This window comes from Mucilaginibacter sp. SJ (genome assembly GCF_028993635.1).
Lineage (GTDB): Bacteria > Bacteroidota > Bacteroidia > Sphingobacteriales > Sphingobacteriaceae > Mucilaginibacter.
On record NZ_CP118631.1, the window covers coordinates 5,593,818 to 5,614,298 of the forward strand.

Genomic DNA, 20,481 nt, shown 5'->3' on the forward strand with positions numbered 1-20,481 from the left:
GGGGCAAGCGGATCATTAATATTTAATGATGATGACTTGTTCTTAATATAGCTAACGGAATGAGGTTATGATGTAAGTGATCCTGGTGCCGGTTAAATAACCCAGGTCTCATCGTCACCGGCTTTTGCCAATAACAACCATAAACACTCGGATGTGCTTAATTGCTCAAAAAATTCAGTTTAGTGTTAACCCGGTAAAAATATAAATGATTGATAGTAAGTTACTTATATGTGTAAAATTTGAAATGTGTTAACCCTGTTAACCCCATTTAGATGTGTTTGCCCTGAATAAACAGCAGGGTATGTTATTTTATTACTTGTTTTAGCGTATAATTGTTCAGTATCCAGTTTATAAACCTGATCCGGACCTTTTGCGATGAAACTTAAATTCAGCCTGCTTTTGCTCCTGGCCGGTATGATCATCAGCTCATGCAGTGATCATATTTATGCACCGGCCATGCACCATAGCGATATTGCTTATCTGCCTAAACCGGTATCTGCCGATGCTGTTAAATCGGCAAATTATATTTCGGGGGCATTAGTAGTTAATGAAAGCCCAAATTACTCAGACGAGTTGGTTAGCGCACAGTTTAATTTTAGCCGTGCACATGTATTTGATCATTTCAACCTGGCGTACGGCGCCTTTGGCACATTAGGGAATTATCATAATAGCGAATTGCAGCCGCAAGACCCCAACTATTTTAAAAATAAGTTCTTTGGAGCGGCAGGAGGGAGGTTATCGGGCAATTTTTTTGTGAGCAGCGGGCACATCGATTTTCGCTTTATCGGCTTTGAAGTCGCCTACAGTCATGAGTTTGGCGATTACCTTAACTTTAGGAAAGCTGTGACCAATAAACCGGGTTTTTACACGGATCCGCGTGCCGGTCTTTTTACGTTAGGCGGCACAACCGAGGTTATATTTCATACCAATAAAGTTGCCAACCAGTTTGGCTTCCGGCTTTTTTGGGGTGGTACGTTTGGCAACGACAACGTATACCGAAACAAAAACAGCGATTACGTTTACAGGGCTTATAACCCTGGTTTTGTAACCGCTGCTTATTTTATGCAGATTAAAAACTATATAGCCATTGTTGAAGCCGGTACCTATGTGCAGCTAAGACTTGGCTACAGGTTCAGATAGTTTATTCAGAATACACGCTGCCAACCCTGTCGCGCAGGTTATAGCCCGATGCCATCACCTCGCCATAAGCGCCCGCAGTACGTACAGCTATCAGGTCACCACGGAATGACTCGGGCAGGCTCACATCCTTCTGAAAACAATCCGTGCTTTCACATATCGGCCCAACAACATCATATTTCAGACTATGGTCTATGGTCGATGGTCCATGGTCTTTCCTGCTTAAGTTTTCAATTTGATGGTAAGCCTGGTAAAGCATCGGGCGGATTAGCTCAGTCATGCCTGCATCAAGGATCAGGAAGTTCTTTTTCTGCCCGTTTTTAACATACAATACGCGCGATATAAGCGAAGCACTTTGGGCTACCAGTGCACGGCCAAGCTCAAAGTGAACTTCTTGCCCCGGCTTAACGTTCAGGAAGTTTTTAAACACCTTGAAGTAAGCTTCAAAATCGGCTATGTTGTTGTCCGGGCTGTAATAATCAACCCCAAGGCCGCCACCTGTATTAAGTACTTTGATGGGGAAACCACGATCTTCAAACCAATCCTGCATTTCATTAATGCGGGTACATAGGTTTTTGTAGACTTCCAGATCGGTAATTTGTGAACCGATATGAAAGTGGATCCCTAAAAACTGCAGGTTATCACATTTGCGCAAAGCAGCGGCAACATCAGGTAATTGCCAGGTATTGATACCGAACTTGTTTTCATCAAGTCCGGTGGTGATAAAATGGTGGGTATGCGCATCAACATTTGGGTTAATGCGGATAGCCACACCAGCTTTTTTGTTTTTTGCTTTAGCAAGGCCATCAATAATGAAAAGTTCCTGAATGGATTCGACATTGAAGCAGAAGATATCCGCATCGAGGGCCAGGTTTATTTCACGGTCTGATTTGCCAACACCTGCAAATACAACTTTGCTTTTATCAAATCCATGATCAATAGCTGCCCGAACTTCATTACCGCTCACGCAATCGGCACCAAAGCCATATGTTTGTATGGTATCAATAACCTTTGGGTTAAAGTTGGCCTTCATGGCATAATGCACATGGAAACCATGCTTTGCAGATGCATCGCGGCAGGCACTCAGGGTGTTTTTAAGCACCTCGAGATCGTAGTAATAAAACGGAGTTTCTAAGCCGTTAAATTTATCTATAGTTTTACTTGTGAACATGGGTAATATTTCATCAAATCATGCTGAACTATGCATATCAGGGATTGCTTCGTTCCTTGCAATGACGTTTTAAATTAAAAATTTCAAATAAGGTAATTCCGAAATCGAAAATCCGATATCCGGAATTAAAACAACCTGTTATGTAAACTTCTTAAAGTTTCAACCTTATCCTCGGTTTTTACCAGTAATGACAGGTTGTGATCGCTGCCGCCGTATGATATCATCCTTAATGGGATATGCTTAACGGCTTCCAGTACCCGGGCTGCATAACCATGTTTTTCGGCACCAAAATCACCTACCACACAAATGATGGTATGGTTCACGTCTATCTCAACCGAGCCGTATGCGTTCAGCTCTTTGGTGATATCACCCAAATAGGTAGTGTCATCGATAGTTACCGAAACCGCTACTTCTGATGTGGTGATCATATCGATAGATGTTTTATAGCGTTCAAACACTTCAAACACCTTACGCAGGAAGCCATGGGCCAAAAGCATTCTGCTCGATTGGATCTTGATAGCGGTAATGGCATCTTTGGCGGCGATGGATTTGATCTTATCCTTTTCGCTGTTGATGGTGATGAGGGTACCTTTTGCCTGTGGATCCATTGTATTCAATAAACGAACCGGGATCTTATATTTTTGGGCAGGGAAAACGCTTTGCGGGTGCAGGATCTTGGCGCCAAAATAGGCCAGCTCGGCAGCCTCATCAAACGACAGCTGGGCAATTGGCTGCGTACCCTTTACAATCCGCGGATCATTATTGTGCATCCCGTCGATATCTGTCCAGATCTGTACCTCTTCGCTGCGGATGCCGGCACCAATCAATGAAGCGGTATAATCGCTGCCGCCGCGGCGCAGGTTATCTATCTCGCCATAGGCATTGCGGCAAATGTAGCCCTGGGTAATAAACAGGTTCACTTCAGGATGCTTATCAAGAAGCGGGAGCAGGTTTTCGGTGATATGATCAACAATGGGCTCATTATCCTCATCTATCTTCATAAAATCCAGGGCAGGCAGCAATACCGATGAGATACCTATCTCCTTCAAATAAACATGATAGAGGGTAGTTGAAAGTAGTTCGCCCTGCGCAACAATGATCTTATCTTCAATATGGGTGAAAAGGTCATTGGCCAGGTTGCTGAGCAACGAAAAATGGTAGTCGATAACCTCTTTACCCTGGGCTAAAAACTCGGGCTTCGCAAACAATTCCTTAATAAAAATTTCGTACTTATCCTTCAGGATAGTAATAAGCTGCACTGCCTTCTTCTTATCGCCGGCGAGATATGCTTGTCCAATTTCTACGAGGTTGTTTGTTGTGCCTGACACTGCCGATAGCACCACTACCTGGCGCTCTGCCGGGTTAATGATATCAAGCAGCGCTTTCATCCGGGCGGGGCTACCTACTGATGTCCCACCAAATTTTAAAACTTTCATTTTTATGTTGCTGTTAACCGTATATGATCGGTGTTCCCGAATATCATTCTGCTGATATTCAAGCACCAATATTTGAGGCGCTAAAAATAGTGTTTTAAAACGCTTTAATGTAATGTGATTGGAATTTAAATTTGAGGGGCATATCATTTCTAAGTTTTGAAATTCGTGGGCTTTGATTGGGAAATGACATCTGCGTCTCGTCATTCCCGGTAATATGCCGCGATCATTATATTCCTCTGCCTAAACTATCAGGTGAATAAAAACTTTCCCGCCGGTAACTACCGCTCTGTACAACGGTTGCAAACAATCACAACAAAAAATGGCATATTGCATTACCAATTTTAATACTTATGGAAAATATTAGCCGTAAAAGATTTATTGCTTCGGCCGCAATAGCTGCCGCCGGCTTACCTTTTGGTTTAAGTGCTTTGGCTAAGCAGTCACCCTTAAATACTGACGTTGCTACAGATAACCCCTCTGTGGGTGGAAAAATAAAAGTGAGCATATTTTCCAAACATATGCACTGGCTTAATTATGCCGATATGGCCGTTTTAACGGCACAGCTTGGTTTTGACGGAATTGACCTTACTGTAAGGCCCGATGGGCACGTACTGCCCGAACGTGTCGCCGATGACCTGCCTAAAGCGGTTGAAGCTATTGAAAAAGCCGGACTCAAGGTTTATACCATAGCAACCAATATTAAAACTGCAGATGAAAAATACACCGAGCCGATCCTGAAAACGGCATCGGCATTGAGCATTAAATATTACCGTACCGCCTGGTTTAATTATGATAAGGCCACCAGTGTACCGGCCAATATCAGGGCTATCAATAAACAACTGGCCGGCCTTGCCGGGCTCAATAAAAAGTATGGCATGCACGGCGGTTATCAAAACCACTCCGGCGATTTGTTTGGAGCATCGCAATGGGATTTATGGCTGAGTCTTGAAGGACTCGACCCTAATAACATCGGTTGCCAATACGATGTAAGGCATGCAACAACCGAAGGTGCCGATACCTGGCCTGTTACACTTGACCTGTTGAAGGCTTATTCCAAAACAATCAATGTAAAAGATTTTTACTGGGAGAAAAAGGGCGACAAATGGCGGGTGAAAAGTGTGCCATTAGGCGAGGGTATGGTTGATTATAAAAAATACTTCAGCCTGCTAAAACAATACAATATCAATGGCCCCATGAGCCTGCACTGCGAATATCCCTTAGGCGGGGCAGAGGATGGTAAACGTGAGCTGATTATTAGTAAGGATGAGTTTTCGGCCGCTTTAAAAAAGGATTTGACCAGATTGCGTGGATGGCTGGCAGAGTATGACCTGTAGGTCTCGTTCAACGCATTACAGGTTTAAGTATCCGCGCTTCAACCTGTCATTTTTTTTTACTCCCCTAAAACTTGTTTTATAACAAATTTGTTACTAAATTTAATAACAGCATGCCCGTCGCTTGATCTCCCTGATCGCCCCGGGTTGCTCATAACCAATTATTAAACTAAAAGGAGGGCTTTATGAATCTGGTTCATAAAATTGAACACTGGGGCGACACTCATCACCCTAAAGTTTTGGATATTGTGCGTATTGTTCTTGGCGTATTTTTACTGATGAAAGGCATAACTTTTATGGAAAATACATCATACCTGCGAGGTATTATTACCGATCAGGATGTTATTAATGTATCGCCAGATATGCTGATGATCCTGGTATACTATGTATCATTTGCCCACATGGTTGGTGGTATACTCATAGCCATGGGTATATTAACCCGTTTGGGCTGCATTATTCAGATCCCTATATTGGTGGGCGCAGTATTTTTAACAGGGATTTTCCAGGAACCTATCAATACCATGTTATGGCCATCAATTACAGCTCTGGCTCTGCTTATACTATTTACCATTTTAGGCTCCGGTCCATGGTCATTGGATAAAGTACTGTCGTTTAAGGGATAATGGAGAGATAAGAAATCAAGAGCCAGGAAAGGAATTTCTTTTAACTAACACCAAAACTGTAAAACTCCCAATTTGGGACTTAAAACTTCGAACTCAAGACTTCCGACTTCCAATTAATATCCTTTAACGGCTTCATCTACATAACACCATAGCCAGCGCTCACCTGGTTCGGCAGATATAACTACGGGATGGCCTGTAGCGTGGAAATGCTTAGTCATATGCGTATTGGGTGAACTATCGCAGCAAAGTGTAACGCCGCAGGTTTGGCAGGTACGCAGGTGCAGCCATGAACCGTGATGTTTTATGCATTCCTCACAAACGTAGCCTTTGGGCTCGGTTATGCTTTCAACAGCTTCGATGTGGGCACAGGTTTCTTCCATAGGTGTATGTAGTGATTAATAATTTAAACTTCGGCAAGATATTTATGTACAAAACTTATAGCCATTGAGCCTTCGCCTACGGCAGATGCCACGCGGTTCATAGCCCCGGCACGCACATCGCCGGCCGCAAATATACCCGGGCAACTGGTTTCTAACAGGAACGGATCGCGTTTAAGCTTCCAAACTTTTCCAAAGCTTTCATAGCTGCGCAACTCACGGCCGGTTTCAATAAAGTCTTTACTGTTTTTAATAATATCCAGCTTTATCCAGTCGGTATAAGGTTTAGCGCCAATAAATATATACAACGCGTTAGCCGTTTTAACCTCAGATTCTTTGGTTTTACAGTTTTGTATCGTAAGCTTTTCAAGGCAGTTGGTACCTTCGGCCTCAATTACCTCGGTATTTGGCATAACCTTTATATTGGGCGTATCGGCAATCTGGTTGATCAGGTAGGCAGACATAGTTGCCGTCAAATCATCCCTGCGGATAATGATATGCACGTTTTTCGCAAATTTGGAAAGGTACATAGCTGCCTGCCCTGCCGAGTTACCTCCGCCAATTACAAACACCTCTTTACCTGTACATGCCGAAGCTTCGGTAGTTGCAGCGCCATAATAAATGCCGGCCCCGGTAAAGTTATCAACACCTTTAACTTCCAGCTTGCGGTAGTCAACCCCGGTAGTAATTACTACTGTACGGCTGATGATCTCCGGCCCGTCATCTAAAATAATAGTCTTGTAGCCATCTTTTTGTTTGATATCGCTAACAGATTGCGGTGATAAAAATTCGGCACCCAAACGCATAGCCTGGCTTATGGCGCGACGGGTAAGATCGGCACCGCTTAAGCCTGCCGGGAAACCCAGATAGTTTTCAATACGTGAGCTGGTACCGGCCTGCCCGCCCGGCGCTTTACGCTCAATCAATAAAGTTTTTAGGCCTTCAGATGAACCATAAACAGCGGCGGCTAATCCTGCCGGACCTGCACCTATAATTACCACGTCATAGACGTCGGTAAGCTGGGTAGGATTTTTACCCATTTTATCGGCAATATCCCTTATGGTTGGTTTTGTTAAACAACTGCCATCCTCAAATATAACCATCGGCAAATCATCGGTTGTGCGGTTATTGATGGTAAGCAAACTGGCCGAATCGATATTTTTTTCGATGTCAAACCAGCGATAAGGGATCAGGTTACCGGCTAAAAAATCTTTTATAACGTGCGATTGAGGCGAAAACTGGTAACCTACCAGCTTCATACCCACAAATTCGGGGATGTAGTGGCTGTGCCAGTCGCCAAGCAGGTCATTAATTACCGGGTAAAGCTTTTCCTCGGGAGGATTCCATGGCTTCATCAGGTAATAATCAAGCTGCACATCGTTGATGGCTTTAATGGCGGCATCAGTATCGGAGTAGGCGGTCAGTAGTACACGTTTAGCTTCGGGGAATACTTTTTTCGCTTTCTCCAGAAATTTAACGCCTTCCATTTCGGGCATGCGCTGATCGCACAAAAATAAGGCGACCACCTCCGAACTGTTTTTCAGTTCAATAAGGGTATCATATGCCTCATTTGCCGATGTTGTGCTTAGTATTTTATATTCTTTGCCATACTGCGACTTTAAATCGCGGCTTATTGACCGCAGTACCTGCGGATCATCATCTATGGAAAATATTATCGGACGGCTCATAGGGTAAATATGCAGGCAAATTAACTAATATTTTTGGTAAAATCAGTTTTTTGCTAACCATTTATCGGGAAGCAAACTATAAACTCGGTATGCCCTGGCCTTGATTTTACCTTTATTGAACCGCGATGCTGCTTCACAATACGCTGCACCACTTCAAGGCCCATGCCGGTACCTTTGCCCATTTCTTTTGTGGTAAAGAACGGATCGTAGATCTGGCTGATATTATCTTCGGGTATACCAGGCCCATCATCAATGATTCTTACTTCAACAAAGTCGTTATCTTTTTTTGTGCGGATGGTAAGCGTGCCTCTCTCATTTATTTCCATGGCATCAAGGGCATTATCAACCAGGTTGGTCCAAACCTGGTTAAGTTCGCCGATAAGCGCTTTCACTTCGGGCAGGGTTTCATCAAACTCTTCAATTACGGTAATATTTTCCTTCCTGATCTTGTACCCCAGCATGGTAATCGTGTTACGGATCCCTACGTGGATATCGGCATACTGCTTATCCTGCGCGCGGTCCATGTGAGTAAACGTTTTAACGGAACTTACCAATTCGGCAATACGTCGTGCAGACTCCTGGATATCTTCAATCATCTTTTCGCCCATTAGCTTGGCACTAAGCCAACCCATAATAATGGATACCGCATGTTCGGGTATATGCGCCTTCAGGGCCTCCAGGTTTTCGGTGGTAAAACTAAAGTCTACAAAGCTTTCGGCTATATCATAGGCGTCTTCAACGCCGTTATCTTCCAGCCATTCAGATATTTCATCTTCAAGCTGGGTACGCTGTTTTAGTGTAAGGCGGGTATAGCATTCCTTTTTATTCAGGATCCTGAACAACTCGTCGGTCAAACCGTCAACCTGTTCATCACTGGCCCTTATGGCAAACATGTTTTTTAGGTGGGCAGGCACCATACGCAGGTGTTTTCTTAATGATAACGAATCGCGTACGATGGCCGATGCCGGGTTATTAAGCTCATGAGCCAAACCTGCAGATAGCTTGCCTAAAGCCATCATTTTATCGTTTTGCTGCTGCATGGCGGTAAAATCCCGTACCCGGGTGGTCATGATATGAACCAATGCCTGGGTGAGCTCAAAATGGTGTTGGATCATCTCCATGATCTCGCCCGTAGGATAGCTCAATACGGTTAGTTCGCCAACAGCCTGAGCATAACCTTTGGCTATAAGGCCGCGCGAATAGGGCATATAACCGGTAATGCTTCCTTTTTCAACCAGGGTATAATCACGGCGTGAGCCCTGTTGCATCATAAAGAAACGCAGATTGCCCTCCATTATAAAATGCGGGCCTGTAAGGTCCTGGCCCGGCTCCATCAGGTATTCACCATCTTCAAATGTTAAGATCTCACTTTTATCAATCAGCCACTGCAGCTGATCGTCGGGTATATTGGCCAAAGCTTCAAAAGCTTTCAAGTCTGATACGCTTACCTGTAGTTCACTTACCTTTTGCATAAATTAAAAGTAGGGAATATTATTCAATGATGTAAAAATGAGGTAAAAAATTGCAATAGGGTGAAGCTGTGCAGGATGGATTTTGTTTGTCTGTACCAGGATTTTGTCTGAACCGGGATTTAGGGGATTATTGGATTCCCTGGATTCGTGTCCTCACGAATCGCTTTATTAATATTGAAAGTTGATGGCTTTGAAGGCGATCGTGGAGACACGATCGCAGGGGCAGAATATAGAATGGCTCAGTTAATCTTCAGGCTGCATTCAAAAATCCTGAAATCAGGAAAATCCTATAAATCCGGGTTCAATTCCATTTGCTCAAAAATACCCCGAAGGCTTCTTTATACTGATCCCCAACGGTAATGTTCACTTTACCTATCTGTAAAGCGTTGCGGGTAATGGAGTTGATTTTATTGAGCGATACAATGAATGAACGATGTACACGCATAAAACATTTGGATGGCAGTTTTTCTTCCAAAGCTTTTAAACTGGTGAGGGAAAGCAATGGTTTTTCCTTATCCTGAAGATAGATTTTTACATAATCTTTCAAACCTTCAATGTACAAGATGTCATTAAGAGCGATCCTTACTAACTGGTATTCTATCTTTAAAAACAAGTACTCTTCCTCTTCGGGTTCAGCGGCAATTACGGTTGCAGGACTGTTCGAGCGATTCACCAGTTCAAAATAAGTTAGGGCTTTGTTTGAAGCATGCAAAAATTCTTCGTAGTTAAAGGGTTTGAGCAGGTAATCGAGGGCATCAACCCGGTAGCCTTCAATAGCAAACTGGTTGTAGGCGGTGGTGAAAATAATGCGGGGTTTATTTGCTCCGCGACTGTCAAGCACCCGTGCGAGTTCCATGCCGTTAAGGTTAGGCATCTGGATGTCCAGGAAAATAAGGTCAACCTTTTGATCCTGTAAGCCAACAAGCGCCTCAACGGCACTGCTGTAACGGCCAATGAGTTTCAGGAAAGGGGTTTGTTCTATAAAAGCACAAACGAGGCCCAGCGCGAGTGGCTCATCATCAACAGCTATGCAGTTAATTATCATGACAGGTTAAGGGTTAAGTGAACAGTATAGATATTGGCGGTTACATCCTCGGTAATATCCAGTTTATATTTCCCTGCATAGAGCAAATCAAGCCGGCGAATAGTATTGGTTAAACCGATACCTTTATTTTCGCCAATGTTTAGGTTATGATCTTTATAGATGCCATTCTCTACCTTTAACTCCAGCAGGTTATCATGCTGATCAATAATGATGCGGATAGCGCTTGGCTCCGTAGCGCTGATGCCGTGTTTAAAGGCGTTTTCTACAAAAGGTAAAAAAATCATCGGGGCCACGGTTACATCGTTAGTGTGTGCAGGCGGAGTAAAGGTAACGGTTACTTTTTGGGTAAGGCGCAGTTCCATAAGGCTGATATAGTCTTTAATGAAAGCTACCTCCTGGCTTAATAATGCCGTACCATGCTGCGTATCATATAATACATACCGCATCATGCGCGAAAGCTGGTGCAATGCCTTGCGCGACGTTTCGGCATTAACATGCGTAAGCGCATAGATGTTATTAAGCGTATTGAAAAAGAAATGAGGGTTGATCTGCGCTTTCAGAAACGATAATTCGGAACTGATTTTATCCTGCTCCAGGGCCTGGCGCAGGCGGATATCCATTTGCCATTTTTGTATTGCCGTAATACTGGTACTAATACCTAAAACCAGGGCCACTATAACAGTGCCAAAAAAATCCCAGCCGCCGCGGTCCCTTGGTTTTGGCGGGCGGTGCTGCCGGTGAAAAACGGCTTCCATATGCTCATGCATATGCAGCACCTTATCGGCCCAGCTATTGAGTAGCAAAAAAACAATTACCACTCCCACAACAACTATAAAGTACATCCCTATACGGTCATGCAATAAAAATCGCGGAACCAGTAATTTACTGTTGAAGTAATAAGCAGCAACAAGTATAAAAAGGGTAACCGCCTGTTTGACCCAGAACTGGTACGGAATTTCGACATTCCAGCTAAGGGGCTGATAGAAGAACAACAGCAGGCCAAAAACTACCCATATTAAAATATGGATGAGTATGGTAATGGTGTTGCTTTTTGACTTAAGGCTCATTGAAAGCGTTTATTGTAGTGCAGAAAAATAAATTTACATATATAATTCAGCAATATTACAAATCAATAAAGCTTTAGGACAATCATAATCGCCCGGGAGGCAAAAAATACCGATGAGCGCCTTGATCTGATCTTTAAAGCCTGATACAAGCCTTATACAGAGTAACTATCCGTTTTCATGGGCGAAAAATGGTATCCCGTCTATACATTAACAATGCCCGTCTATTCCGTTTTTCACGATAAAAATAATGCTATTGTTTTGTGGCTGTTAAACAGCATAAAATGAAAATCCTATACTCCGTAGCAGTAATAATTGCTTTAGCGCTTACATTACCATTTAACGCAAATGCCGAAACCGGTCGTACGGTTAAAGGTGTCGTGAAAGACTCTACCGGTTACCTCGTTGCGGGTACCAGTGTAAAAATGCTTACCGGTACCGATAGCACCACAGTTATTACGGGTGCCGACGGCACTTTTACTTTTAACAATGTAACAGTAAACCAGTTTAGTTTAGTTTTTAGCTCGATAGGTTATCAATACCTCAGACGCAGGTTTGTGTTGGCCAATGATAACAAGCCTGCCAATTTGCCTCCCGTTATCCTAAAGATAGAAACAACCATGTTAAAAACCGTAGTTATTGCGGATGTGAACCCGGTAAAGCTTAAGGAAGATACCATTGAATTTAACGCCGATGCTTACAAAGTGCGCGATAACGCCCCTGTTGAAGATGTGATTAAAAAACTGCCTGGTATGGATGTTGATAAAGATGGCAATATTACCGCCCAGGGCAAAAGTGTAACCAAGGTGCGTGTTAATGGAAAGGATTTTTTTGGAGGCGACGTTAAAACAGCTACAAAAAACCTGCCTGCTGATATCGTACAAAATATCCAGATCATAGATGATTATGGCGATCAGGCAAATCTTACCGGTGTAAAAACCGGCGAACCGGATAAGGTACTGAACATCACTATTAAGCAAAATAAAAACTATGGTTACTTTGGGCAGGCCAGCATAGGTGGCGGGCGGGATGCCATTCCCGGTGTCTCAAGCGATAAGGAGAGCAACAGGTATGTGGCTTCGGCCAATGTGTTTAGCTTTAACGGCAACAGGCAGCTTGCCTTTTTAGGTAACCTTAACAATACCAATACCAATCTGTTTAGCTTTGGGGGTGGTGGTCCAAGAGGCGGCGGACCGGGGGGCTCTCCTGGATCAAACAGCAACTCATCAAACGGGATCACTACCGCACGTTCATTCGGGTTCAATTATCGCGATAGCTGGGGCAAGAAGATTACCGCTTATGGTAGTTACAGCTTTGCCGATAATTCGGTGAACACCATCAGCAGTACCATTCAAAATAATCTTTCATCAACCAACCCGAGCACCAATACACAAACTAATAAACAGCAGGACGAAAAGCTGAACCACCGGGTTAACTTCAACATTGAGTATAAACCCGATACCGTAAACTATATAAAGATTACCCCAACATATGCTTACGCCAGCACCAATACTACATCTGATGCAACCAGTTTGCTGCTCAGAAATTCGGAAACGGTATCAAATTATACTCTCACAAACCTCAGTAAATCAACTGAGCCTAATTATGGTGTTAATGTGTTATTTAATCACAGGTTTAACAGTCACGGGCGCAACTTCAGTATAAATGTCGGCGCAGGGAGTTATACCATTAACAAATATCAAAATCCGGTTTATACCTATATCGATGGCGCCCGTAATGCCCCTCTTAACCAGTTCATCAATACCGATAGCCGTACGGATAGCCTGGGGACTACCGTATCGTACATGGAACCGATAAGTAAAAAGGGCTACATGGAATTGAACTATGCCTACCACTACGCCTACACCACTGCTGATAAAGCTACCGACACCCTGGCCGATGATGGAAATATAAACAGGTATGATTTGTTGAGCAATAACTATAATTCAACCTTTGTTACCAACCGGTTCGGGCTTAACTATCGTTTTATCGATAAAAAATACAATTATACTTTAGGTGTTGTGGCCCAGCCAACGTTGTTAAGAGGATCGTCGATAGTTGATGGTACACCGTTTACAACCAATAACAACACATTTAACTGGGCGCCCACTGCAAGGTTTATATATAACTTTTCGCGTAGTCAGTCGCTTAGTTTAAATTATAACGGCAGCAGTAACCAGCCCACATATACAGAGCTGCAGCCTGTTACTGATTTCAGTAACGCCTCATACCCGGTACAAGGTAACCCCGATCTGAAACCGGAGTTTAATAATACACTTTCGTTAAAATACAATAAGTTCAATTTTGAAAGCGGTAACGTATTTTTCAGTAACCTGTCGTTCATTAAAACTGATAATAAAATAGTAGCCAATACCATTACCTACCCCAAAACCTATACCCCTAACAGCAAACTGGCCGGAAGTATTTTAACCCAATATTTGAATGCCGATGGTTATTACTCGGCACAAGGATTTTATGTGTTTGCTAAACCATGGCAAAAAAGAAAATATAATTTGTTCATGATAGGTAACATTTCATACAATAACAACGTCTCATATATAAGTAATGTGGATTCCGCTACCTATAACATGACAACCGAAAAAAATATCGCCAAAAATCTGGTGTTATCTCAAGGCGCGCGCTTTAGGGTAAGCATTACCGATGTTATTGATGCCGAAGCAAGTACAACCTATAGCGTTAATACCTCAAGCAACTCCATCAAACAGGCAAACGTTAACAGCAACTTCCAAACCCTTAACCTGGGCGTTAACGGCAAAAGCTATTTTAAAGACTGGACACTGAGCTATGATTATTCAAAAATGATCTATTACGGCTATACTGGTGCTACCAATCCCAATATATTGAACACCTATGTAGAACGCCGGTTTTTGAAGGGTAATGCAGGTACGCTGCGTTTTTCGATAATGGATGTATTTAACGAGAACACGGGATATACTACTACTCAAAACGGCAGTTACATCACGCAAACCAACAGCAACCGTTTGGGCCGTTATTACCTGTTAACCTTTACACTAAAACTACAGAAATTTGCGGGTAAAAAGCCAGCTACGGAACGCGGCGGACCGGGAGGCCCACCTCCGGGCGGCGGCCCCGGCGGACCGCCACCATTTTAAAGAACGGCAAGGTTCACAAATATTAAAAACCTTCCCATCCCTGAGAAAGATGGTGAGTTCAGATCAAAAAAGCATGATGATCTGAGATTTAGTTGATGTTATCATCAGATAACTACAGGGCGTTCCGGGGTGAGATACGGGACGCCCCTTTTTTATTAATTATACGTTAATGCACTTATTTAGGTTTCGGTTTTTTGCTTAAACCAATTTATTATTCAATCAATCTGAATATCAACGCAGTAGTATGAGATATTATTCTCATTTTTTTTATTATTTAATTAAACTACACAAACCAAAGATTAAACTTTTATGTGTTAATTTACCTGGACCGTTTTTGCGGGGGTACTTCGTAGCCCGAATATTTGTTAATTTAGCCCTTTATAAAAAATAAGCTTTTTTTACAGTTTTTATTTACATTTAACCCATCATTTGTAAATAAAACTGAATGAAGCCGCTTTTACTTAAAGTTTCTGCCGATCCTGCGCATTCCTTTAGCGTAAGGCATGATGTATCACCGGATATCAATAACCGCTGGCACTGCCATCCCGAATTGGAGCTGATTTATTTCATCAAAGGTGGCGGAACGCAATTTATAGGCGATAGTATTAAGCAGTTTGAAGACGGCGATATGGTGCTGGTTGGATCAAACCTGCCTCATTACTGGCGCTTCGACGACATGTACTTTAATAATGGCAACGAACAGGTGCCGGTTGATACCATCGTGGTACATTTTTGCGAAAACTTTTGGGGCGATCAGTTTCTTCAGCTTCCAGAAAACAAGCTAATAAAAGTATTGCTTGAACGTTCAAAACGTGGCTTGCAAATAACAGGTGAAATAAAAAAGCAGGTGGCCTCTATTTTAGCCACTATGCTTAATACTGATGGTGCCGAAAGGATCATCATGCTGCTCAAAGCATTGAATACCATAGCGGGCAGTTCACCGCTTAATTACCTAACTTCTATAGGTTTTAAGTACGATCATAATGAATCGGAAAGCGACAGGCTCAATAACATTTATGAGTACTCGGTACGTAACTTCCGTAAAAAGATCTACCTTGAAGAAATAGCCGATATAGCCGGCGTGAGCGCCAACTCGTTTTGCCGGTACTTTAAATCAAAAACCCGCAAAACCTACTCACAGTTTGTGATCGAAATAAAGGTAGGCTATGCCTGCAAACTCCTCATCGAAAATAAGCTCAACATCAAGCAGCTTTGTTACGACAGCGGCTTCAATAATTTCTCCACTTTTCACAAGCATTTTAAACAGGTAACAGGTAAAAGCCCACTCATGTACCAAAAGGAGTTTACGAAGAAAACATAATTTTTTGCTATCCCCGAGTGGTTTTAATTGTATTGAAAATAACTCGGGATGGGCTGACCTTTAGAAAAAAGGCAGTTCATGACAGGGCAGCAGCCCCTTCAATATCCTTTTCCATAAGGCTGAAAATAATTCTATTATCCTATCCTGGGAATAATTTTCTAAATTCACGGTGATATATCTCTCGTTTTGCGCACTTACTATTAAACGCACTGATCATGACACATGAGATAGTTTTTGATAAACCGGCCGTCCGAAGGGAAAAACTCATTACGAAGCTTTACCAAAGCGCTTTCCCAACAGTGGCTAAATATGTAAGCAAAATGGGCGGCTCTTTTGATGACGCGAAAGATATTTTTCAGGATGCCCTTGTTATTTATTATGAAAAGACGGTAAACGGTGATCTGTCCCCGCATAACGGCGAAAAGGCTTACCTGTTGGGTATTGCCAAACATCTTTGGCTCAAAAAGTTTAGGGACGACCGCCATAATCTGCCGTTTGATAATTGCACCAAAGATTTTGATGTTACAGATGAAGCTGAAGATCAGCCATCGGGGAGGAAACTAATGAGATACCTGGAAACCGCCGGTAAAAAATGCATGGAGTTGCTAAGCGCTTTTTATTATCATAGGCTGCCCATGAAGGAACTTGCAGATTTGTTTGGCTACGCCGGCGAGCGATCAGCTACTGTTCAGAAGTATAAATGCATTGAAAAAGTAAGGGAAAAGGTAAAAGAACAATCACTGGCTTATGAGGACTTCATTGAATGAGATCAAGGAAATCGATGACCATGTGCTTGGGCAAGTTGCACCTGATGAGGCACTATTATTTGAGGCCAAACTGATCATCAATCCAAGCCTTAAGTATAAGGTAATGTGGCACAAACAAACCCTGACCCTGGTGCAGCAATATGGCCGTAACAGCCTTAAGGCCGAAATTGAAACTGTACATCAAAAGCTATTCAGCCTGCCTGGGCATGAAGGTTTCAGGCAAAAGATCATGCGTTTGTTCAATAAACGCTAAACATTAAATTTTATGAATATCAATCAAAATGAGTTCCGCAAATATGCGGTAGGGCATCGCCGTGTCCAAAGTTTACATGTCGACAGGTTTATTGCACAGGTAAATAACAGCAAAATAAGCATGGGCATGACGCCCTATATTATGGAAGAGCGACAGCTCAACATTTCGCAAATGGATGTTTTTTCGAGGCTGATGATGGACAGGATCATTTTTCTGGGCACTGCGATAGATGAGCAAGTGGCTAACATCATCCAGGCGCAATTGCTGTTCCTGCAATCTGCCGATGCCAAAAAGGATATCCAGATCTATATTAATTCGCCGGGCGGTTCTGTATATGCCGGACTGGGGATTTATGATACCATGCAGTTTATATCGCCCGATGTAGCTACTATCTGTACTGGTATGGCTGCCTCAATGGCTTCGACATTACTTTGCGCCGGCGCCAACGGCAAACGGGCGGCGTTGCCGCACTCACGGGTGATGCTGCACCAGCCATCAGGTGGAGCGCAGGGGCAGGAATCGGATATCGAAATTGCTGCCCGACAGATCTCAAAAATGAAGAGAGAACTGTATGAGATCACAGCGAAACACAGCGGGCAAAGCTACGACAGGGTTTATGAAGTATCTGACAGGGATTACTGGATGATAGCTAAAGAAGCGAAAGCTTTTGGGATGATAGACGAGGTTTTGGGAGCTAAGGAGGACTGATTGGCATATTGAAGACTTACGAAGTTTAATTACTTCGTAAGTCTGGCTATTTAGATCACTTATTCAACGCATCTACCTTATCAAAAAACTCATTTTGTAATTTGATGGTACTGGTATCGGCCTTAATCGCTTTAAGCGCTTGTACAAAGCTGGCTATTTCATGCTCTGCTATAAATTTGCCAAATTCAGGTGTAGCTTTAGCACCTTCACCGGCATAATGGTTAGGGTAAGCGGCATACCACCATATAGGTGTATAAATATTGGCCAGGTTTAAACGGTGCTGATTATCGCCTGATTGTGATGCCGCCCTATCCATCTTCATCAGATCGGGGCGATAGTACAGCATTGATGCAGTTTCGCTTTCACCGGCGTGCTGGTCGCCCTCAATAGGCGATTTGTGCATTTTTCGGTATTGGTCATTATACTCCTTATCGCCGCCGTGCGGATCATAAAAATATACAGCATAGTTGTGGCGTTTGTTCAGCAGTGATTGCATAAAGAACTGGATAAACTCCGGGTTACCGCCATGGCCGTTAAGTATTACTATTTTATCAAATCCGTTTCGGGCAATTTCATCACAGGTAGCTTCCAGTAAATCCCAGATCACTTTGCTTGGCAGGGCAAATGTTCCTGGCTGATGACGGGCCTCATTGATCTGCCCGTAAAAATAATCGGGAAATACAACCGCATATTCCGACTTAACAGCATGGGCTGCCCACTCACGTACGTGGATCAGGTCGGTGCCTAAAGGGGAGTGGGGGCCGTGTTTTTCCAGGATCCCAATAGGCAGGATGCAGGTTTTCGACGATTTTTCGAGCGCAGCGGGAAAATCTGAGGCAACAAGCTCGTCCCAGCGGGCAGGTATTTGCTGGGCAAAGGAATAAGCGGAAAGCAGTAGCGCTGCAAACAGTAATAAGTAAGTTTTCATAAATTTATAGGTTTAATAACAGTTTATAGCAAACTGTATTTGAACTGAAATTTACGAACTTAAAATGTTGTTTTTCAACAGGTAATTTAAAAATTACAATGAAGAGGCTAATAGATATTGGGCAATGAGTAGCAGAAAATAGCTCCTTTTTCTTTGTTGTTTTCAACCCAGATCCGGCCATTCATTTTTTCGGTAAAATCTTTACAGATCATGAGCGCTACGCCCGCGCCTTTTTCCTTTTCGTTACTGTATTGCATGTTGGCTTTAAAATTAAAGAGCAATTTCAGCTTATCGGGCGAAATACCTTTTCCTTCGTCCTGTACACAAACAGTTACATCGTTGTTATCGCTTGATGCACCTATAGTAATGGTTGAATTATCTGGCGAAAACTTAATGGCGTTATGTATAAAATTGCGGTGGATAAATTGTACCAACTCTTTGTCGGCATGAATAACAATGGCTGGGTCCACTGTGGTTACGAACTTAAGTCCGCGGTCTTTACCCATTAAGTAAAATGGTTGTATTGCCTCATCTATAAGGTCCTTTAAAGGCAGTTGAACAGCTTTGTAATTAAAGCCCGACAGTTGCTGTTTGATCCATTGCAATATGTTTTCAAAAATCTCCAGCGAAATATTTGAAGAATGCTCCATGGTATCTACCAATTCCATCAATTCTTCCCGTGTAAAAGTATTAGCGTCTTTAAGTACCGTTGCCAGTGTTTTGAGTGCACCTATTGGCTGCCTGAAATCATGCGCAAGAATAGATACCAACCGGTTGTTGAATTCATGATCTATTTCCAGTTTTTCGTTTCGTAGTTGTACGGTGTGATTAAGTTTTTCCAATGTTTGACCATGCTTTTTCTTGAGGTTATACAGACGGTAGGTAAATATTACGGTAATGGCAGTTATCACAAATAAAATGCCCAGCACAATGGCAAGCACTTGCCTGTTTTGGCTTCTGATAGTAATTGCTTCCAGTTCCTGGTCCTTAAGCGCATAATCAATGTAATCGAAGCCTGATGTGTTAGCGAATTTTTCTTCGTCTTCATACAGCTTCAATAACTTTTCGCTGTAGCGCTGTACCTCATTCAGGTTATTTTGAGCGCTGTAGATATCATATAATTTTTTGCCGAAGAACTTTTCATAATAATGATAACCACTTTTTTCGGCAATGGAAAGCCCTTGTTTATAGTATGTAATGGCTTTGGCTATATCATTATCCATGTACAAGTCGCCAAGGTTAATGATTATATCCAGGCTCAGGTAGGAAAGCTCCATGGCTAAACCGTTGTCAGCAGCCTGTTGCAGCAATGCCGTACCTTTTTCGCGCTCGTTGTTTTGCAGGTATAATAAGCCCTGGATCTGGTCTGCTTCAACCAGCATGCGGTTGTCTTTAAATCTTGTTCCTATTTCCCGCGCTTTATTCAGGTAAATTTCAACCGAGTCTTTTGGTACTTGCTCCGGGTATAAGAGCAGGTAGTTACATAATACCAGCGACATAATTGAATCGCGCTGGAGGGTTTTGCCGATATTCATCGCGCGCTTAAAAAAATCTATCGCTTTTTTATTCTCTCTGGTTTCGTTAAACACCAGGCCAATGTTCATTAGCCCCTGCACAATGTTTGAGGTGTCTTTTAACTCTTTATAAAGATTATAGGCCTCGTTATAATACCGCAGCGAAAGCTGTAAATTGCCTTTAAGGTCATAAACAATGCCTATAGCATTCAAGGCGTCGGCTTTACCGGCCTTATAGTTTAGCCGTTCGGCTATATTTCTTGCTTTTTTAGCATAAAAAAAGGCACTGTCGATATTTTGCTCATACAAAAGTAAGCCCAGCCGGTTAAGTGTATTTACATACTGTATACTGTCATGAATTAAAGGCAGGTCTTTTTTTAGTTTATTAACCTCCCTGAATTGGCCGAAACATTCAGATACAGCAAGCAACAGTAATACTAAAAGGCTTACGTTTTTTTTCATTAATTAATATTTGCAAAACGGGGCTAACGGTTCATAAAATAGCCTAAAGC

At 42.7% G+C, this 20,481-nt stretch carries 17 protein-coding genes; 8 read left to right on the forward strand and 9 right to left on the reverse strand.

Translation table 11 applies throughout. From position 1 onward, the window contains the following. The first annotated feature begins 375 nt into the window (after positions 1–375). Entirely contained in the window at positions 376–1,140 is a 765-nt protein-coding gene (locus MusilaSJ_RS23295) for a hypothetical protein (protein WP_274987166.1), read from the forward strand. A 1-nt stretch (position 1,141) separates the two neighbouring features. Here MusilaSJ_RS23295 and lysA read toward each other — a convergent pair whose 3' ends face one another. Together lysA and MusilaSJ_RS23305 are read right to left on the reverse strand one after the other, a co-directional pair. Continuing rightward, positions 1,142–2,308 carry a diaminopimelate decarboxylase gene (gene lysA, locus MusilaSJ_RS23300; RefSeq protein ID WP_274987167.1) on the reverse strand — a complete coding sequence of 389 codons (1,167 nt, stop codon included), beginning with the start codon at positions 2,306–2,308 and terminating at the stop codon, positions 1,142–1,144. Between the two features lie 125 nt (positions 2,309–2,433). Then, positions 2,434–3,744 carry an aspartate kinase gene (locus MusilaSJ_RS23305; protein WP_274987168.1) on the reverse strand — a complete coding sequence of 437 codons (1,311 nt, stop codon included), beginning with the start codon at positions 3,742–3,744 and terminating at the stop codon, positions 2,434–2,436. Between the two features lie 350 nt (positions 3,745–4,094). Between MusilaSJ_RS23305 and MusilaSJ_RS23310 the strand changes: the two genes are divergently transcribed. After that, complete coding sequence (locus tag MusilaSJ_RS23310) at positions 4,095–5,078, forward strand: sugar phosphate isomerase/epimerase family protein (protein ID WP_274987169.1); 984 nt, start codon at positions 4,095–4,097, stop codon at positions 5,076–5,078. A 182-nt stretch (positions 5,079–5,260) separates the two neighbouring features. Then, a complete protein-coding gene (locus MusilaSJ_RS23315) occupies positions 5,261–5,698 on the forward strand; it encodes a DoxX family protein (RefSeq protein WP_274987170.1) in 438 nt (145 codons plus the stop codon). A 113-nt stretch (positions 5,699–5,811) separates the two neighbouring features. Here the strand turns inward: MusilaSJ_RS23315 and MusilaSJ_RS23320 are convergent, their stop codons facing one another. The 5 genes from MusilaSJ_RS23320 to MusilaSJ_RS23340 all read right to left on the reverse strand — a co-directional run bounded on the left by MusilaSJ_RS23320 (position 5,812) and on the right by MusilaSJ_RS23340 (position 11,347). Next, entirely contained in the window at positions 5,812–6,078 is a 267-nt protein-coding gene (locus MusilaSJ_RS23320) for a UBP-type zinc finger domain-containing protein (protein ID WP_090533305.1), read from the reverse strand. 23 nt (positions 6,079–6,101) lie between these two features. Continuing rightward, positions 6,102–7,763 carry a response regulator gene (locus MusilaSJ_RS23325; protein ID WP_090533307.1) on the reverse strand — a complete coding sequence of 554 codons (1,662 nt, stop codon included), beginning with the start codon at positions 7,761–7,763 and terminating at the stop codon, positions 6,102–6,104. Positions 7,764–7,816: 53 nt separating this feature from the next. Beyond that, positions 7,817–9,235, reverse strand: a complete 1,419-nt coding sequence (locus MusilaSJ_RS23330; RefSeq protein ID WP_274987171.1) for an ATP-binding protein — start codon at positions 9,233–9,235, stop codon at positions 7,817–7,819. A 301-nt stretch (positions 9,236–9,536) separates the two neighbouring features. Beyond that, positions 9,537–10,280: a LytR/AlgR family response regulator transcription factor gene (locus MusilaSJ_RS23335; RefSeq protein ID WP_274987172.1), complete on the reverse strand. Its 744-nt coding sequence runs from the start codon at positions 10,278–10,280 to the stop codon at positions 9,537–9,539. Continuing rightward, a complete protein-coding gene (locus MusilaSJ_RS23340; RefSeq protein WP_274987173.1) occupies positions 10,277–11,347 on the reverse strand; it encodes a sensor histidine kinase in 1,071 nt (356 codons plus the stop codon). Before MusilaSJ_RS23340 ends, MusilaSJ_RS23335 begins: the two co-directional genes overlap by 4 nt. A 281-nt stretch (positions 11,348–11,628) precedes the next feature. Between MusilaSJ_RS23340 and MusilaSJ_RS23345 the strand changes: the two genes are divergently transcribed. The 5 genes from MusilaSJ_RS23345 (at position 11,629) to MusilaSJ_RS23365 (ending at position 17,527) form a co-directional block, all read left to right on the forward strand. Beyond that, on the forward strand, positions 11,629–14,478 hold the full coding sequence (locus tag MusilaSJ_RS23345) for a TonB-dependent receptor (RefSeq protein WP_274987174.1): 2,850 nt from the start codon (positions 11,629–11,631) through the stop codon (positions 14,476–14,478). 445 nt (positions 14,479–14,923) lie between these two features. Continuing rightward, the gene (locus MusilaSJ_RS23350) at positions 14,924–15,799 is read left to right on the forward strand and encodes an AraC family transcriptional regulator (protein ID WP_090533316.1); all 876 of its coding nucleotides are present in this window, start codon (positions 14,924–14,926) and stop codon (positions 15,797–15,799) included. 215 nt (positions 15,800–16,014) lie between these two features. Next, positions 16,015–16,566, forward strand: a complete 552-nt coding sequence (locus tag MusilaSJ_RS23355) for an RNA polymerase sigma factor (protein ID WP_274987175.1) — start codon at positions 16,015–16,017, stop codon at positions 16,564–16,566. Beyond that, a complete protein-coding gene (locus MusilaSJ_RS23360) occupies positions 16,547–16,819 on the forward strand; it encodes a hypothetical protein (protein ID WP_274987176.1) in 273 nt (90 codons plus the stop codon). Before MusilaSJ_RS23355 ends, MusilaSJ_RS23360 begins: the two co-directional genes overlap by 20 nt. Before the next feature lie 12 nt (positions 16,820–16,831). After that, positions 16,832–17,527, forward strand: a complete 696-nt coding sequence (locus MusilaSJ_RS23365; RefSeq protein WP_274987177.1) for an ATP-dependent Clp protease proteolytic subunit — start codon at positions 16,832–16,834, stop codon at positions 17,525–17,527. A gap of 55 nt (positions 17,528–17,582) precedes the next feature. Here the strand turns inward: MusilaSJ_RS23365 and MusilaSJ_RS23370 are convergent, their stop codons facing one another. Together MusilaSJ_RS23370 and MusilaSJ_RS23375 are read right to left on the reverse strand one after the other, a co-directional pair. Then, positions 17,583–18,455 (reverse strand): creatininase family protein, encoded by an 873-nt coding sequence (locus MusilaSJ_RS23370; RefSeq protein ID WP_274987178.1) that lies wholly within the window; start codon positions 18,453–18,455, stop codon positions 17,583–17,585. 107 nt (positions 18,456–18,562) lie between these two features. Next, positions 18,563–20,431 carry a tetratricopeptide repeat-containing sensor histidine kinase gene (locus MusilaSJ_RS23375; protein ID WP_274987179.1) on the reverse strand — a complete coding sequence of 623 codons (1,869 nt, stop codon included), beginning with the start codon at positions 20,429–20,431 and terminating at the stop codon, positions 18,563–18,565. Positions 20,432–20,481 lie beyond the last annotated feature (50 nt).

Coding starts and splice junctions, on each gene's coding strand:
- MusilaSJ_RS23350 (WP_090533316.1), top strand. CDS start 14,924: ATGAAGCCGCTTTTACTTAAAGTTTCTGCCGATCCTGCGCATTCCTTT.
- MusilaSJ_RS23335 (WP_274987172.1), bottom strand. CDS start 10,280: ATGATAATTAACTGCATAGCTGTTGATGATGAGCCACTCGCGCTGGGC.
- MusilaSJ_RS23330 (WP_274987171.1), bottom strand. CDS start 9,235: ATGCAAAAGGTAAGTGAACTACAGGTAAGCGTATCAGACTTGAAAGCT.
- MusilaSJ_RS23355 (WP_274987175.1), top strand. CDS start 16,015: ATGACACATGAGATAGTTTTTGATAAACCGGCCGTCCGAAGGGAAAAA.
- MusilaSJ_RS23370 (WP_274987178.1), bottom strand. CDS start 18,455: ATGAAAACTTACTTATTACTGTTTGCAGCGCTACTGCTTTCCGCTTAT.
- MusilaSJ_RS23360 (WP_274987176.1), top strand. CDS start 16,547: ATGAGGACTTCATTGAATGAGATCAAGGAAATCGATGACCATGTGCTT.
- MusilaSJ_RS23295 (WP_274987166.1), top strand. CDS start 376: ATGAAACTTAAATTCAGCCTGCTTTTGCTCCTGGCCGGTATGATCATC.
- MusilaSJ_RS23310 (WP_274987169.1), top strand. CDS start 4,095: ATGGAAAATATTAGCCGTAAAAGATTTATTGCTTCGGCCGCAATAGCT.
- MusilaSJ_RS23340 (WP_274987173.1), bottom strand. CDS start 11,347: ATGAGCCTTAAGTCAAAAAGCAACACCATTACCATACTCATCCATATT.
- MusilaSJ_RS23315 (WP_274987170.1), top strand. CDS start 5,261: ATGAATCTGGTTCATAAAATTGAACACTGGGGCGACACTCATCACCCT.
- MusilaSJ_RS23365 (WP_274987177.1), top strand. CDS start 16,832: ATGAATATCAATCAAAATGAGTTCCGCAAATATGCGGTAGGGCATCGC.
- MusilaSJ_RS23375 (WP_274987179.1), bottom strand. CDS start 20,431: ATGAAAAAAAACGTAAGCCTTTTAGTATTACTGTTGCTTGCTGTATCT.
- MusilaSJ_RS23305 (WP_274987168.1), bottom strand. CDS start 3,744: ATGAAAGTTTTAAAATTTGGTGGGACATCAGTAGGTAGCCCCGCCCGG.
- MusilaSJ_RS23345 (WP_274987174.1), top strand. CDS start 11,629: ATGAAAATCCTATACTCCGTAGCAGTAATAATTGCTTTAGCGCTTACA.
- lysA (WP_274987167.1), bottom strand. CDS start 2,308: ATGTTCACAAGTAAAACTATAGATAAATTTAACGGCTTAGAAACTCCG.
- MusilaSJ_RS23320 (WP_090533305.1), bottom strand. CDS start 6,078: ATGGAAGAAACCTGTGCCCACATCGAAGCTGTTGAAAGCATAACCGAG.
- MusilaSJ_RS23325 (WP_090533307.1), bottom strand. CDS start 7,763: ATGAGCCGTCCGATAATATTTTCCATAGATGATGATCCGCAGGTACTG.